A 15,006-nucleotide genomic window follows, 5' to 3' on the forward strand; every position below is an offset into this window, starting at 1 on the left:
TTTAATCCGATAAAGTGCCTTCATAAATCTGATATTACACTGTGATCCAGCTTTTAAACCCTCGTTATAAATGATTGATTATTAGTCAGGATATAAATTCAACAATTTTATTAAACATAAACTTTAATCCTGCGTAACAATTCGAACAGAGTTTAATCAGGGGGCGAAGTATAACTGTAACAGGATATGACAAAAAGCTTGCCTGAATACGAAAGATAGTGAACATTACCCGCCGTCACACATCCTATAACTATGCAAAGCGTGCTTGCCCGCACGACATTTGTAATGCCTGTCCTAGAAACAGGAAGAGATAAAAAGAGGTATTAGTGTCTAAAACAAACTCAACACCAACCCAAGAAAGCGTCAGCATGAACGCCTTCAAACAGCCTCGCTCGTTCTACCTTATTTTCTCCATCGAATTATGGGAAAGATTTGGTTACTACGGCCTGCAGGGAATTATGGCGGTTTACCTGGTCAAGATGCTTGGCCTGAGTGAATCAGCTTCTATCACCCTGTTCTCGTCTTTCAGTGCACTGGTCTATGGCTTCGTTGCCATCGGCGGCTGGCTGGGCGACAAAGTGCTCGGGTCCAAACGCGTCATCGTTCTCGGCGCCTTGGTGCTGGCACTGGGCTATGCTCAGGTTGCCTACTCCGGTCACGATATTTTCTGGGTTTACATGGGTATGGCGACTATCGCCGTCGGCAGTGGCTTGTTTAAGGCAAATCCATCCTCTTTGCTGTCTACTTGCTATGCCAAGGATGACCCGCGTCTCGATGGCGCGTTCACCATGTACTACATGTCAGTCAATATCGGTTCATTCTTCTCCATGCTGGCAACGCCATGGTTAGCCGCGAAGTACGGCTGGAGCGTCGCGTTCTCTCTGAGCGTGGTCGGGATGCTTATCACCCTGGTGAACTTCATGTTCTGCCGTCATTGGGTGAAAAACCACGGCTCCAAGCCTGACTTCCAGCCGATGCACCTGGGTAAACTGCTGATGGTTGTGGTAGGCGTGGTTGCGCTGATCGCCGTTTCAAGCTTCCTGCTGCATAATCAGAGCATCGCGCGTTGGGCACTGCTAGTAGTGGCTATTGGCATCGTCTGCATCTTCGGTAAAGAGACCTTCGCACTGAAGGGCATCGCCCGTCGCAAGATGATGGTCGCCTTCATTCTGATGCTGCAGGCTATCGTGTTCTTCGTGCTGTATGCGCAGATGCCAACCTCGCTGAACTTCTTCGCCATCCATAACGTGAACAACCATCTGCTGGGTATCGACTTCCAGCCAGAGCAGTATCAGGCGCTGAACCCATTCTGGATCATGGTAGCGAGCCCGATTCTGGCGACTCTTTATGCCAAGCTGGGTGACCGTATGCCTATGCCGCACAAATTTGCTATTGGGATGGTGCTGTGTTCACTGGCGTTCCTGGTGCTGCCTTGGGGCGCAACCTTCGCCAGCGATGCGGGTATCGTTTCCGTTAACTGGCTGGTGCTGAGCTACGCGCTGCAGAGTATCGGCGAGCTGATGATTTCTGGTCTAGGTCTGGCTATGGTCGCACAGTTGGTCCCTCAGCGTCTGATGGGCTTCATCATGGGCTCCTGGTATCTGACCACCGCGGCGGCGGCAATCATTGCCGGTAAAGTGGCGGCGCTGACCGCCGTTCCAGGCAACATCACCGATGCACATGCGTCTCTGGCTATCTATAGCCACGTGTTTATGCAAATCGGCCTGGTGACCGGCGTGATTGCACTGCTGATGCTGGTGACTGCATCAAAACTGCACCGCATGACACTGGATCGCGACTCCGATGAGAAACATCAGCCACAGGCGGGAGTTTCCACCTCTCGCGCATAATTTCTCGACGTAATCTGCTTTTCAACTCTCCCCTTAGACGATTTATGCGTCATCAGGGGGAGAACGCCGGTGCGGCATCCCCCGCCGCACCGGTGGCAAAAGCGATTAATCCTTGTCCTTTTGTTTCTCATTTCACAGCCTTAGCTATAATTAAATTCCGACAATTTACTCTGAGACAAAAGCAGAGTGTTAAGCTTGTCGAGAAAATAAGGTAATATTACCGTCCATCAATAACTAACAAGATAAGCCTTGTCATGATTATCAAACCTAAAATTCGTGGATTTATCTGTACGACCACTCACCCAATCGGCTGTGAGGCCAACGTGCGTGAGCAAATTGCATACGTGAAAGCGCAGGGCAAACTGAAAGACGGACCAAAACGCGTCCTGGTCATTGGTGCCTCCACTGGTTATGGGCTTGCCTCAAGAATTAACGCCGCGTTTGGTGCAGATGCTGCCACCATTGGGGTGTTCTTCGAAAAACCGGGCAGCGAAAGCAAAACGGGTTCAGCCGGCTGGTACAACTCTGCCGCTTTCGATAAAGCCGCTAAAGAAGAAGGCTTGTATTCTAAAAGCATCAACGGTGATGCATTCTCCAACGAATGCCGCGATACCGTCATTAAACTTATCAAAGAAGACCTGGGTCAAATCGACCTGGTGGTTTACTCACTGGCCTCTCCAGTGCGTAAATTACCTGATTCAGGCGAACTGGTGCGTTCTGCGCTGAAACCTATCGGCGAGCCGTACGAATCAACCGCGCTGGACACCAACAAAGACAGGCTGGTGACCGCCGTTGTTGAACCTGCAAACGAGCAGGAAATTGCCGATACCATCAAGGTGATGGGCGGTCAGGACTGGGAACTGTGGATGAACGCGCTGGAAGACGCAGGCGTATTGGCCGACGGTGCCAAGTCTGTGGCCTACTCTTACATCGGCACCGAGCTGACCTGGCCAATTTACTGGCACGGTACGCTGGGCAAAGCGAAAGAAGACCTCGATCGCGCAGCTCAGGCTATCGACACCCGACTGAAAGCCAAGGGGGGTTCTGCGAACGTTGCGGTGCTGAAATCCGTGGTGACCCAGGCTTCTGCCGCTATTCCAGTAATGCCTCTGTATATTGCTATCTCTTTCAAAATCATGAAAGAGCAAGGCATCCACGAAGGCACTATCGAGCAGATCCAACGTCTGTTCGCGACCAAACTGTACAATAACTCCGTGCCTGACACCGACGACAAAAATCGTCTGCGTCTGGACGACTGGGAACTGCGCGACGAAGTGCAGAAGACCTGCGGCGTTATCTGGTCTCAGCTGACTGATGACAACATCTATGAGCTGACCGACTATCAAGGTTACAAAGACGAATTCCTGCGTCTGTTCGGTTTCGGTCTAAAAGGCGTTGATTACGATGCCGACGTCAGCGCTGAAGCGAACTTCGACGTTATCGAATTAGTCTGATAACTCAGAGATAGAAAAGGGGGGGAACGGCGACGTTCCCCCCCTTTTTTTATCGCTGCCTTTCCCCCGGCGGTTCTTAATGTAAGAGACCGCACATTTTTAACAAAAAATGCTGATATTTTTAAATGCGGCCCAGTATTTGCTTATTCGTTTTGTTATATTTGATTCAATCTTGAGTTCACCAGGAATGCCTCCATGGAAAAACGTAAAGTCCTGGATGAAGGACGCCAACTGAAGCGGCTCAACGCCGAGACCCGCAAGCTCTCACACGTGCATAAATGGTTCGCCATCGTCGCCGCGCTCGACTGCGTGCTGGTTTACTTCTACGACCGCGATATGCGAAATCTGGTGTTCTCGGGCGGAGTATGTCTGGTCTGTACCTTCCTGTGGTTAAAAGGACGACGGAAATCCCGGGCCTATCGCCGTGAATTCCGTGAAAAATACTCCAATACCTCTCCCAAACCCTGATCTGTGCTTCGGCATATGCCATTAGCCAGATAAATAATGCTGGCGGCCTTATTAAATCATTCCATTAGCCGACGCCGCCTTTTTACCGCAGACTGTTTGTAAGCTGAAAAGCAGCACGTTTTTATTTGGTTTGTGAAAGCCTTTCCTACAATTTTTTGGATGACCTCTGCGTCAGGCGTATAAATTATGTCAATATTTTCAGGTATTTGGGTTCCACTGGTTACGCCTTTCAATCAGGGTGAAATTGATTTTCCCGCGCTGACCGCACTGTGCCAGCACGTTATGGACAGAGGCGTTGACGGCGTTGTGGTGTGTGGCACCACCGGCGAAGCGCCGATGCTCAGCAAAGAAGAACAGCTGCAAGTCCTCGACGCCGTGCTGACCGTCGTGCCGGGTAATAAAGTGATGATGGGCCTTTCTGGCACCCACATGCCCAGCATTGTGGCAATGCAGAAAGCCATTACCGAGCGTCCAATTGCCGGTATTTTGCTGCCTGCACCTTACTATATCCGCCCTTCTCAGGCTGCTCTGGAGGCGTTCTTCACTCAGCTTGCCGACAGCTCAAGCGTGCCAATCGTGGTGTACAACGTACCTTATCGCAGCGGTATTCATCTCGAGCTGGAAACCCTGCGTCGTCTGGCCAAGCATCCACGCATCGTGGCAGTGAAAGACTGCGGCGGCAGCACCGATTTGACCTATTCCCTGATTGCCGACGGCGAGTTGGACGTGCTGTGTGGCGAAGACGGGCAGATTCTGGCCACCCTGTGCATGGGCGGAAACGGCGCTATCGCCGCTTCGTCTCACCTGTTCCCAGAGAAATTCGTGGCGCTTGTCAAACAGGTTCAGGCCTGTGACCTTGCCGCCGCACGCGAGAACTTCTTCCAGCTGATGCCACTTATTCGCCTGATGTTTGCCGCGCCAAACCCGGCATCTATCAAGTTTGCGCTCTCACTGGGTGGCCTGATGCAAAACGAACTGCGTGCGCCAATGTTGCCTGCCCCCGCAGAAGTTGAAGAAGCTATCGTCAATTATCTCAATACATTCAGCAGATAGATTATAATGTGAACAGCTGCAACCAGACGACGATATAGTTCCTGGCATACCATCTGATAACTCGGGGTTTGTATGAAACTTTATTATAAAGCGGGTGCCTGTTCACTTTCTCCACACATTGTCCTGCGTGAAGCCGGTCTTGATTTCACTATCGTTAAAGTCGATTTAGTGACAAAAAAGACCGAGCAGGGCGAAGATTTCTATCACATCAATCCCAAAGGCCAGGTGCCAACGCTGGTCCTGGATGACGGAACGGTGCTCACCGAAGGTGCCGTGGTGGTGCAATACATTGCTGACCAGAAGCCCGACCGACAGCTTTTGCCGGAATTTGGCTCTCTGGCCCGCTATCATGCGCTGGAATGGTTGAACTATATTGCGACCGAAATTCACCGCAGTATTAGCCCGCTGTTTAATCCCAAAACCCCCGACGAATACAAATTCATGACCCGCGAGGCGCTGCATAAAAAGCTGGCCTACCTGAATACTTCATTGAAGGACAAACAGTTCCTGCTAGGCAACCGTTTTAGCGTGGCGGATGCGTATCTGTTTACCATGATGAGATGGGCCAAGGCGCTGAAGTTTGACCTCTCTTCACTGCCCGATTTGAACAGCTACATTGAGCGAGTCGCGGCCAGGTCGGCGGTGGATGCGGCGCTGGTGGCCGAGGGACTGAAATAATAGAAATCGGTTCCCCCTGAGCCGGGGGAACCTAATAATATCAAAGCTTAACGGCAGGGAAATGGTGGGTCGGATGCACAATCTTGTCCTGCGCTGCCACGACCTGTAGCTCGTATTCACCCATTGAATGAGTGGCCAGCATAACCTCGTAAACGGCCGCCGTCACGTGCTCTAGCGCCTGGTCAAGCTGTTGGCCTTTAAGCAAGTCCACCAGCAGTAATCCGCTGGTCAAATCGCCTACGCCCACCGGTTGACGCGCGCCGAAATCCACCAGCGGACGGTGGATATGCCACGCCGCCTCTGCGGTCACCAGCAGCATTTCGAAACGATCGCTCTGATAACCGGCACGGCTAAGGTGTTTGATAAGCACCACTTTGGGTCCTTTGGCAATAAGCTCACGCGCCGCTCTCACCGCGTCTTCGACGTTATTGACCGTGCTCCCGCTCAGCATTTCCAGCTCCAGCAGGTTTGGTGCGATAATATCGCAGTTAACCAGCGCCTGTTTGCAGTGGAACTCAGCCACGCCCGGTGCAACGATGCACCCCTTCTCAGGATGCCCCATCACCGGATCGCAGAAGTACCAGGCTTCTGGATTCGCCGCTTTGACCTGCTTAACGATTTGCAGGATATGCTCGCCCTGCTCCGCCGAACCAATGTAGCCACTCAGCACGGCGTCACAGTCCTTAAGACGGTCAATCTCGGCAATACCGCGTGCGATATCGGTAAGATGGCTGGCGGGCATCACGCAGCCGGTCCAGTGGCCATATTGGGTATGATTTGAAAACTGGACGGTATTCAGCGGCCAAACGTTTGCGCCCATACGACGCATAGGAAATTCTGCCGCGCTGTTGCCTGCGTGACCGAAAACGGTATGGGATTGAATCGAGAGAATATTTTTCATGAGAGTCCGATGCCAACGTCATCAGCGAGATGGCGCAACGGGTCAATGAGATTGCCGACGGCAGGCCTGGAGCGTCCCGTCGGCGGTTCGGTTTATTTCCAGACTGCCAGGCAGTAGTTCTTCTTGCCGCGACGCAGCAGCGTATAACGGCCAAAGAGGCGGTCGCTGTCGCTGAATTTGTATTCAGGATCGGCCTGCTTCTCGCCGTTGACCATCACCGCATTAGACGAAATAGCGGTACGTGCGCGGCCGCGTGAAGGTTCCAGCTCGGCGTTAACCAGCGCCTGCTGCAAATCAACATCACCTTCCAGCTCGATGCTTGGCATACCGTCTTGCGCCAGCTGGGCGAAGTCGGCTTCGCTCATGTCGCTTAATGCGCCGGAGAACAGGCTGGCAGTGATGCGACGCGCTGCGGCCAGGCCTTCTTCGCCGTGAACCATGCCGGTAACCTGCTCGGCAAGCACGTACTGTGCACGCGGTGCGGTACCGCTGTTTTTGTCTTCTTCTTCCAGCGCATTAATTTCTTCAATGCTCATGAAGGTGAAGAATTTCAGGAAACGATAAACGTCGGCATCCGCGGTATTGATCCAGAACTGGTAGAATTTGTAAGGGCTGGTTTTCTTCGGATCCAGCCACACGGCGCCGCCTTCGGTTTTACCGAACTTGGTCCCGTCTGATTTGGTGATCAATGGAACGGTCAGACCAAACACCTGCTTCTGGTGCAGACGACGCGTCAGGTCGATACCCGAGGTGATGTTACCCCACTGGTCAGAACCCCCAATCTGTAGCTCAACCTTGTGCAGGTCGTACAGAGAAGAGAAATCGTAACCCTGTAGCAGGTTGTAAGAGAATTCGGTAAAGGAGATACCGCTGTCGTCACGATTCAGACGCTGCTTAACCGCTTCCTTGTTAATCATCTGGTTAACTGAGAAGTGCTTGCCGATGTCACGCAGGAAGGTCAGCACGTTCATGCCGCCGAACCAATCGTAGTTATTGGCAGTGACCGCACTGTTCTCACCGCAGTTGAAGTCAAGGAACGGGGAAACCTGATGACGGATTTTTTCAACCCATTCGTTTACGGTTTCGTTGGTATTCAGCTTACGTTCGGTCGCCTTGAAGCTCGGGTCACCGATGAGACCGGTTGCGCCACCGACCAGAGCAACAGGCTTGTGGCCGTCCAACTGGAAGCGTTTCAGGCACAGCAAAGGCACCAGATGGCCCAAGTGCAGGCTATCGGCGGTAGGATCGAAACCGCAATACAGTGCAATTGGCCCTTGCGCCAGTCGCTCTGCTAACGCATTTTCGTCCGTAACCTGGGCGATAAGCCCCCGCTCCTGCAATTGTTGAATCAAGTTGCTGCTTGCCATCAAAAACTCCATCAATTCTGGAAAATTGTTTATCGGGATTATTCATGCAAAAAAACGCGCCGACACCCTCGTCCACGCGTTTGCGAAATCTGGGATTACAAAGACTGACCGTTAAGGCACAGGGAGTTTGTAAGGGGTATAGAATAAAGCGCCCGAGGGACGAGCGCTAGGTTTTCAGACAACTTTTAGCGGCTTAAGGCGCGAGTCGGTCTATTTTCCAACCAGTTCCCGGCGCATTGCCTTCAGATGCCGTCTCGCGCTGATAAATGAAGCGGTCATGCAGGCGATGTTCGCCGCCCTGCCAGAACTCCATCGAATCGAATTTCACGCGGAATCCGCCCCAGAAGCTTGGCAACGGGACTTCGCCATTGCTGAATTTCTGCTTCAGCTCGAGGAACTTGCTTTCCAGCACGCCGCGGGCAGAGATACGCGTCGATTGCTGGGAGACCCAGGCCCCGATCTGGCTGTCTTTCGGACGGCTGGTGAAGTATTTCATCACCTCCAGCGTCGGTAAACGTTCGGCCTGCCCCAGCACGATGACCTGACGGTCAAGCATGTGCCACGGAAAAAGCAGGCTGATACGCGGATTCAGCGCCAGCTGCTGTGCCTTGCGGCTGCCCAGGTTAGTGAAGAACACCATGCCATGCTCATCGTAGTGTTTGAGCAAGACGATACGTTGGAAAGGCTGACCATTTTCGTCCACGGTAGCGACGCACATTGCGGTCGGATCCGGAAGTTTTGCCTCGCAGGCCTGTCTTAACCAGTGCTCGAACAGCGCCATCGGCTCTGCCGTCAAATCTTTGCGGCGCAAACCACCTCGGGTATATTCACGTCGCAGATCGGCAACGTCAAACTCATTATTTTCAGCCATATAGGTTCAACATTTAGTCAGTAGTGGGATGGGTTTATTTTGCGCCACACTTTAAAAGATAACAATGCTCTATCCCCAAGTAATCGGGATTACAGCAACGCGGCAAGTGAAAGCATTTCCGGACGCTGACTCAGGTAAGTGGCCGGGGTGAACAGGCACGCTGTCGCGCCTAGTTCGCAGGAACGATGACACAATCGTCGATGATCACGTCATCGCCGCGCTGGACTAATGCTGCGTTACCTTTGGACCAGAACGTGTAGTGACCGTCGCTGTAGCGCGTACCGGACGCCGCTTCTACCTGCGGCAGATGCAGCTGAATCCCGTCGAGAATTAAACTGACCTGCCGTGCCGGTTTGTTAAGCGTTACGCTAAGCGGCGTCGTGCCGCATTCATAATGCAGTTGAACGCTGTCGGGAGCGGCGTCGGAGGCCGGTTGATGGCTAAACTGACTGCAACCGGCCAGTACAACGCTGGTTAGTCCGACGAGAATGGCTTTTTTCATTTTGATTTTCCTGATTTTTGCCCGTGCTAACCACTCTAGTCTATTCACGTACAACGTTGGAAAAAACCGGATAAATCGCACCGAGCACCGTTTCGCGGCTCGCACCAGTCACAGAAGGCAGATTGCCCGGCTGTCCCGAAAGCGTGCGAAACGCCAGCCACGCAAAGGCTAACGCCTCCATGTCATCACCGCTCACGCCAAATGCGTCAGTAGGGCTAACCTCGGTGCCGGGCAGCATCGCCGACAGACGCGCCATCACCAACGGATTTCTCGCCCCGCCGCCACACACCAGCAGCCGGTCGCAGCCGCCCGCCAGCTGAACCTGTTCGGAAATACTGGTGGCCGTCAGTTCGGCCAGCGTCGCCTGCACGTCCTCCGCCGCCAGCGGATGCGCACTCGCCAGCTGTCGCTCGAGCCACGCCAGATTAAAATATTCGCGGCCGGTGCTCTTTGGCGCAGGTTCGGCAAAATAGGCGTCGGAGAGCATGTGCTGTAACAACATCAAATCCACTCGCCCTTCACTCGCGAACGCGGCGTCTTTGTCGTAGGGCAGCGCGCGCTGCTGCCAGATCCAGGCGTCCATCAGCATATTGCCCGGACCGGTATCATAGCCGCGAATAGGCTGGCCGGGCAGCAACAGCGAAAGGTTGGCAATACCGCCGATATTAAGGATCATCCGGCGTTCGGTGGGATGCGCGAGCAGTGCCTGATGGAAGGCGGGCACCAGCGGCGCGCCCTGCCCGCCCCATGCCATATCACGACGACGAAAATCGCCGATGGTGGTAATGCCGGTCATCGCGGCAATGCGATTATTGTCACCCAGCTGCATGGAGAACGGCGTGTCGCCTTTCGGCTGATGCCACACGGTTTGCCCGTGGCAGCCGATGGCGGTCACCTCTTCGGCGTCGATCCCTGCCTTGTCGAGCAATCCCAGCACCGCCTCGGCGAAAAGACGTCCCAGACGGGCATCCAATTCGCCGACCTGTGAAAGCGTCACCGCCTGTCCCTGGCACATGCCGAGTACCGCCTCTTTAATGTCCGGCGGGATAGGATGCGAGTAGCTGGCCTGCTGGGCCACCATGCGTTCATCGATCGCCGCCAACACGACGTCAACTCCATCCAGACTGGTGCCTGACATAACGCCGATGTAACGGCCTGACTTCTTGGTTAGCATCTTATGAACTCCCGCAAAAATCCCGAAGGATAAAGGTTAATTAAACAGGCTGTCACAAAGAAAGGGTTTTGGTCGCGTATTTTTTTGCTAATCTCGCAAAAATAAACCAACGTTTATTATTAGTTGATAAGCGCGTCTATAAGATAATCACCAGTTTGAGTTATGATAGTAGCTGACACTATCTACAATGATGTTGAACTGTGTCCCGATTTCAAACGTCGACTCGCTGAACTGCGGGGACGTGACTATAAACAGGAGCTTTTTATGATTAAGCGTATTCTCATCGTCGCTCTGATGGGTTCCACTCTCGCCGGTTGCGTAAGCGACTCACTGTCAGGCAATGTCTACTCATCCTCACAGGCGAAGCAGGTTCAAAACATTTCTTACGGTACCTTGGTGTCTGTTCGCCCAGTGCAGATTCAGGGTGATGACCAAAACAACGTGATAGGCGCTATCGGTGGAGCCGTATTGGGTGGTTTCCTGGGTAACACCATTGGTCGCGGTGCAGGGCGCAGCCTGGCGACAGCCGGTGGTGCAGTGGCCGGTGCGGTTGCGGGTAACGCAGTCACTAATGGCCTGAACCGTGCAAACGGTGTTGAACTGCAGATCCGTAAAGATGATGGCAACACCATCCAGGTCGTGCAGAAAGTTGACAGCAGCACCAAATACTATGTTGGCCAGCGCGTCAGCATGGCGACCAGCGGCAGCACCATCACCGTTTCTCCGGGCGTTTAATCTCCCCTCGCTCGTGACCTTGTTACGGGCATAAAAAAAATCGGAATCCCTGCCTGCAGGGGTTCCGATTTTTTTCCTGGCTACGGTCTTGCTTAAAAACAAATCGAAGATTAAATCACGGTAAACGCATGGCCATCGATGTGGTTCTAATGCTTGCTGTCGTTATGGTTTGTTTTGTAGGGAAGCAATGTTTTTTTCTAATCTTGCCAACATTTCTAACAGCAAATTAATATCGGTAGAAGACATCCCTGAGAGGATCTCTTTGCGGGTATCATCAATCACCGTTTCCATCTGATTAATGATTGGTGCCGCTTCTTCCGTGAGTTTAATGCGCTTCGCACGGCGATCGCTGGCGCAGGTTTGACGCGTTATCAGCCTTTTCTCTTCCAACTGATCCAAGGTTCGCACCAGCGACGGCTGTTCAATACCGATAGCTTTTGCCAATTGAATCTGAGACTGCTCAGGCGGTAAGATATTGATGTTATGCAAGGTAACCCAATGCGTTTGCGTCAGCTCCAATGGCTTCAGCCGATCGTCGATTAACGCACGCCAGACACGAACTAATCGTGCGAGATCTGACCCAAGGTTTGATTCCAATGCACCCTCCTTATAATTAGCATGCTAAGATAACTCCCCAGAGTTTAGCTTAGTTCTCGTGAATTTAATCGTAAAATTACAAATCTAAAACGGTAACACCTTATACAATTAATCTGAGACTCGTGCCCCGAATGCAAAACGCACCCAGAAGCCAGGTTATTTATAACACAACCCGATGCAGAGATTAATATTGTGATTGCGCAAATGTTCCATTCTGGCCCTTTTCTCCCAGATCTTGTGCTGGGTGCCTCTCTATATTTTCCTCCTATTTTTAAAGCTTTTTTACTTGGATTGTTAATTTGGTTGATTATTCACCGATTGTTGCGCAACTGGATCTATTCCGGTGAAATCTGGCATCCCACTTTGATGGATTTATCTATATTTGTCATATCGATATGCGCGGCGCTATTACTGATCGTTAATGAGTAAAAAAGATGAAATTTAAGACACTAAAATATTTTTCAACGCTTGCAGTGCTCGCCGTCGCATTATGCGCGGGTTGGTGGATGTGGAACTATTACATGCAGTCGCCGTGGACTCGCGATGGAAAAGTTCGCGCCGAGCTCGTCGATATCACGCCAGAAGTGTCAGGCAGGGTTACCGATATTACCGTGCATGACAATCAATATGTCCATGCAGGAGAACTTCTGTTTAACCTTGACCCGGTGCCTTTCCAGATTGCGGTGGATAATGCCCAGGCCTCGGTTGACAAGGCACAGGCAGACCTCGATAAAGCCAATCACGAAGCCGAACGCCGGCAGAAACTGGGCCGCGATGTCATCTCGAGCGAGTCGTTAGACCAGGCAAATCTCGAAGCCAAATCAATGAAAGCGACACTTGAAGCGACGAAAGCCATGCTGGAGCAGGCACGCTGGAATCTGAGCAAAACAAAAATTTTTGCTCCGACCGACGGCTACATCACTAACCTGGTGGCGCGTAAAGGCAACTATGCCACTACCGGTACGCCTCTGGTGGCGCTGGTCGATGCGCACTCCTTCTACGTTTTAGGCTATTTCGAAGAAACAAAGCTCAAGCACATCAAGGTCGGCAGTCCGGCCGATATTGTGCTGTATAACGGTAATATCCCGCTCAAGGGTGAGGTCGAGGGTATCGGGCGCGCCATTTACGACCAGAGCGTCGAAAGCGACACCGGCCTGTTGCTCGACGTTAAGCCGAACGTACCGTGGGTGCGTCTGGCTCAACGCGTTCCAGTGAGGATCAAAATCGATAATATCCCGAGTAATCTGGTGCTGGTTGCCGGGACTACCTGCACGATATCGATTCATTATTAAGGGAAAAGCTTGAATTTCTCGTGGCTGGAATGGAAAAACACGCTCTGGGGTCGATCCACGCGAGGACAGTGGCGCTATGCGTTGCGAAACTCTATCGCCATGTGTCTGGCGCTGTGGATTGCCTTTGTGCTACAGCTCGATGAGCCTTACTGGGCCTTTACCTCGGCGGCGGTGGTCAGCTTCCCGACCGTCGGCGGTGTCATAAGCAAAAGTATCGGCCGCGTCTTCGGTAGTCTGCTCGGCGCATCGGCGGCGGTGCTCATTGCCGGACACTGCCTGAACGACCCCTGGCTGTTCACGCTGTTTATCGCCGCCTGGCTGGGCGTCTGCACCTATGCCTCCAATCTGTATCAGAACAATGTCTCCTATGCCTTTGCGTTGGCCGGTTATACCGCCGCGATTATCGCCTTTTCAACCGTCAACGTGACCGATACCGGCACTATCTTTGACATCGCGCAGGCCAGGGTTTGTGAAGTCATTACCGGGATCCTTTGCGGGGGCTTCATGATGATGGTGATGCCCAGCACCTCCGACGGCGATGCGCTGCTGACTTCGTTGCGCAAGATGCACGTTCAGCTGCTGGAACACGCGCAGTTGCTGTGGCGCAGCGAAGTCACCAACCAGATTCGCGTCTCCCACGAGGGGGTAATCAATCAGATACTGACCCTCAACCTGCTGCGTATCCAGGCCTTCTGGAGCCATTACCGCCTGCGTCAGCAGAACAATCTGCTCAACTACCTGCTGCATCAGCAGCTGCGGCTAACCAGCTACATCTCCAGCCTGCGCAGGATGATGCTCAACTGGCCGAATCCTCCCGAGAACCTCAACGAGGTGCTTGCCGCCCTGCTGGACGAGCTGAGGAAACCCAATGCCAGCAAATATCAGCTGGCCAAGACGCTCAAAAACATCCGGCCTGTCGATCCCGCCGACTATCGTCATCACGCTTTCTGGCAACGACTGCGCGATTTTTGCTGGCTCTATTTGCGCAACGAACGTCTGCTTCAACAGGTTGAAAACGCCAATGTGGTCTCGGTGGATCAGATTCAGGCCCCCAAGGTGAGTAAACTGACTCGCCACGCCGACGTCTATGAGGCGGCTTACAGCGGATTTCGCACTTTTTTGTGCATCGTGGTGGCCTGCGCGTATTGGATTAACACCCAATGGGACTCCGGGGCGTCGGGCGTCACGTTGGCCGCTATTGGCTGTGTGCTCTACTCCTCGACGGCTTCCCCCATCAACAGCATCAATCTGCTGACTAAGTCGTTGATGCTGCTGTTTATCGGCTGCTTCATTATCAAGTTCGGCGTGATGGTGCAAATCACCGATTTCTGGCTTTTTTGCGCGTTCATCCTGCCGGTATTGGCGACGATGCAGCTGTGCAAATTGCAGTACAAAGCGTATGCCGGTCTGTGGGGACAACTGATTGTCTTCAGTGGATCGCTGCTCGCCGTGGCGAACCCACCGAGCTTTGACTATCAGTCGTTCATTAATGATGGCTTAGCCGAGATTGCCGGCGTGATGCTGGCCGGACTTTTCTTCCAGGTGTTGCGCCCAAGCTCGGACAGCCGCAAGAGTCGCCGCCAGATTCGCGCCCTGCGCCGCGATTTTATCGACCAGCTTAGCCGCAGACCGCAGATGTCACACTTGCAGTTCGAGTCGCTGATTTACTATCGCGTTAACCAGCTTAATCAGAGCAAGGATCAGGTCTCGCGCACCTGGTTGCTGCGCTGGGGCGTGGTGCTGCTCAACTGTAGCCACATTGTTTGGCAACTGCGAGAGTGGGAAACGCGGTCAAATCCGCTGTCAAAGGTGCGTGACGTGTGCATTCACTGTCTGAAGGGGATTATGACCGAGCGGGGCGTGAGTCATCCGAAGCTTGATGCCAGCCTAAACGAGTTGCAGCGCATCAGCGAAGCGTTGTCGAAGCACCCCGATGCCTCGGCGCGCGAACTGGCGGGTGTCATCTGGCGACTTTACTGTTCGCTGTCGCAGCTGCAGTCGGCTATCAATATAGAAGACGTGGCGGCAGGCGCGTCTGAGCCTGCCGGTAAACCGGCCTGAGGC

At 53.0% G+C, this 15,006-nt stretch carries 15 protein-coding genes; 9 read left to right on the forward strand and 6 right to left on the reverse strand.

Annotated features, from left to right (window positions below; all coding sequences use genetic code 11):
- The first annotated feature begins 326 nt into the window (after positions 1 to 326).
- From dtpA to gstA, 5 genes are all read left to right on the forward strand, one after another.
- Positions 327 to 1,850 carry a dipeptide/tripeptide permease DtpA gene (gene dtpA, locus BS640_RS12260; RefSeq protein ID WP_026110681.1) on the forward strand — a complete coding sequence of 508 codons (1,524 nt, stop codon included), beginning with the start codon at positions 327 to 329 and terminating at the stop codon, positions 1,848 to 1,850.
- A gap of 254 nt (positions 1,851 to 2,104) precedes the next feature.
- Positions 2,105 to 3,304 carry an enoyl-ACP reductase FabV gene (gene fabV / locus BS640_RS12265; RefSeq protein WP_084912655.1) on the forward strand — a complete coding sequence of 400 codons (1,200 nt, stop codon included), beginning with the start codon at positions 2,105 to 2,107 and terminating at the stop codon, positions 3,302 to 3,304.
- A 195-nt stretch (positions 3,305 to 3,499) separates the two neighbouring features.
- Positions 3,500 to 3,772 (forward strand): hypothetical protein, encoded by a 273-nt coding sequence (locus BS640_RS12270; protein WP_017492949.1) that lies wholly within the window; start codon positions 3,500 to 3,502, stop codon positions 3,770 to 3,772.
- Positions 3,773 to 3,958: 186 nt separating this feature from the next.
- Positions 3,959 to 4,825 (forward strand): 4-hydroxy-tetrahydrodipicolinate synthase, encoded by an 867-nt coding sequence (gene dapA, locus BS640_RS12275; protein WP_017492948.1) that lies wholly within the window; start codon positions 3,959 to 3,961, stop codon positions 4,823 to 4,825.
- Positions 4,826 to 4,897: 72 nt separating this feature from the next.
- A complete protein-coding gene (gstA, locus tag BS640_RS12280) occupies positions 4,898 to 5,503 on the forward strand; it encodes a glutathione transferase GstA (RefSeq protein ID WP_084912656.1) in 606 nt (201 codons plus the stop codon).
- Positions 5,504 to 5,543: 40 nt separating this feature from the next.
- On the opposite strand, the gene pdxY is transcribed toward gstA, so the two are convergent.
- The 5 genes from pdxY to anmK all read right to left on the reverse strand — a co-directional run bounded on the left by pdxY (position 5,544) and on the right by anmK (position 10,318).
- On the reverse strand, positions 5,544 to 6,404 hold the full coding sequence (gene pdxY, locus BS640_RS12285) for a pyridoxal kinase PdxY (RefSeq protein WP_017492946.1): 861 nt from the start codon (positions 6,402 to 6,404) through the stop codon (positions 5,544 to 5,546).
- Between the two features lie 92 nt (positions 6,405 to 6,496).
- Entirely contained in the window at positions 6,497 to 7,771 is a 1,275-nt protein-coding gene (gene tyrS, locus BS640_RS12290) for a tyrosine--tRNA ligase (RefSeq protein ID WP_017492945.1), read from the reverse strand.
- A 193-nt stretch (positions 7,772 to 7,964) separates the two neighbouring features.
- Positions 7,965 to 8,642 carry a pyridoxamine 5'-phosphate oxidase gene (pdxH, locus tag BS640_RS12295; RefSeq protein WP_017492944.1) on the reverse strand — a complete coding sequence of 226 codons (678 nt, stop codon included), beginning with the start codon at positions 8,640 to 8,642 and terminating at the stop codon, positions 7,965 to 7,967.
- Positions 8,643 to 8,811: 169 nt separating this feature from the next.
- Entirely contained in the window at positions 8,812 to 9,144 is a 333-nt protein-coding gene (locus tag BS640_RS12300; protein ID WP_017492943.1) for an MliC family protein, read from the reverse strand.
- A 40-nt stretch (positions 9,145 to 9,184) separates the two neighbouring features.
- Positions 9,185 to 10,318 (reverse strand): anhydro-N-acetylmuramic acid kinase, encoded by a 1,134-nt coding sequence (gene anmK / locus BS640_RS12305; RefSeq protein WP_017492942.1) that lies wholly within the window; start codon positions 10,316 to 10,318, stop codon positions 9,185 to 9,187.
- A gap of 264 nt (positions 10,319 to 10,582) precedes the next feature.
- Here anmK and BS640_RS12310 point away from each other — a divergent pair, with 264 nt between their 5' ends.
- The gene (locus BS640_RS12310) at positions 10,583 to 11,053 is read left to right on the forward strand and encodes an outer membrane lipoprotein (protein ID WP_017492941.1); all 471 of its coding nucleotides are present in this window, start codon (positions 10,583 to 10,585) and stop codon (positions 11,051 to 11,053) included.
- Positions 11,054 to 11,215: 162 nt separating this feature from the next.
- Here the strand turns inward: BS640_RS12310 and slyA are convergent, their stop codons facing one another.
- Positions 11,216 to 11,650, reverse strand: a complete 435-nt coding sequence (gene slyA, locus BS640_RS12315; protein ID WP_017492940.1) for a transcriptional regulator SlyA — start codon at positions 11,648 to 11,650, stop codon at positions 11,216 to 11,218.
- 192 nt (positions 11,651 to 11,842) lie between these two features.
- Between slyA and BS640_RS12320 the strand changes: the two genes are divergently transcribed.
- From BS640_RS12320 to BS640_RS12330, 3 genes are read left to right on the forward strand one after another with little or no spacing between them, the layout of a single operon-like run.
- Complete coding sequence (locus BS640_RS12320) at positions 11,843 to 12,079, forward strand: DUF1656 domain-containing protein (protein WP_165429655.1); 237 nt, start codon at positions 11,843 to 11,845, stop codon at positions 12,077 to 12,079.
- 5 nt (positions 12,080 to 12,084) lie between these two features.
- Positions 12,085 to 12,942, forward strand: a complete 858-nt coding sequence (locus BS640_RS12325) for an efflux RND transporter periplasmic adaptor subunit (protein ID WP_017492939.1) — start codon at positions 12,085 to 12,087, stop codon at positions 12,940 to 12,942.
- A 9-nt stretch (positions 12,943 to 12,951) separates the two neighbouring features.
- Positions 12,952 to 15,003 (forward strand): FUSC family protein, encoded by a 2,052-nt coding sequence (locus BS640_RS12330; protein WP_026110680.1) that lies wholly within the window; start codon positions 12,952 to 12,954, stop codon positions 15,001 to 15,003.
- The last annotated feature ends 3 nt before the right edge of the window (positions 15,004 to 15,006 follow it).

Source organism: Rouxiella badensis (assembly GCF_002093665.1).
GTDB classification, from domain to species: Bacteria; Pseudomonadota; Gammaproteobacteria; order Enterobacterales; family Enterobacteriaceae; genus Rouxiella; species Rouxiella badensis.

Bases quoted from the DNA above. Each gene is read 5' to 3' on its own strand.
- pdxY (WP_017492946.1), bottom strand. From the start codon at position 6,404: ATGAAAAATATTCTCTCGATTCAATCCCATACCGTTTTCGGTCACGCA.
- BS640_RS12270 (WP_017492949.1), top strand. From the start codon at position 3,500: ATGGAAAAACGTAAAGTCCTGGATGAAGGACGCCAACTGAAGCGGCTC.
- pdxH (WP_017492944.1), bottom strand. From the start codon at position 8,642: ATGGCTGAAAATAATGAGTTTGACGTTGCCGATCTGCGACGTGAATAT.
- BS640_RS12325 (WP_017492939.1), top strand. From the start codon at position 12,085: ATGAAATTTAAGACACTAAAATATTTTTCAACGCTTGCAGTGCTCGCC.
- dapA (WP_017492948.1), top strand. From the start codon at position 3,959: ATGTCAATATTTTCAGGTATTTGGGTTCCACTGGTTACGCCTTTCAAT.
- fabV (WP_084912655.1), top strand. From the start codon at position 2,105: ATGATTATCAAACCTAAAATTCGTGGATTTATCTGTACGACCACTCAC.
- BS640_RS12310 (WP_017492941.1), top strand. From the start codon at position 10,583: ATGATTAAGCGTATTCTCATCGTCGCTCTGATGGGTTCCACTCTCGCC.
- BS640_RS12300 (WP_017492943.1), bottom strand. From the start codon at position 9,144: ATGAAAAAAGCCATTCTCGTCGGACTAACCAGCGTTGTACTGGCCGGT.
- anmK (WP_017492942.1), bottom strand. From the start codon at position 10,318: ATGCTAACCAAGAAGTCAGGCCGTTACATCGGCGTTATGTCAGGCACC.
- tyrS (WP_017492945.1), bottom strand. From the start codon at position 7,771: ATGGCAAGCAGCAACTTGATTCAACAATTGCAGGAGCGGGGGCTTATC.
- gstA (WP_084912656.1), top strand. From the start codon at position 4,898: ATGAAACTTTATTATAAAGCGGGTGCCTGTTCACTTTCTCCACACATT.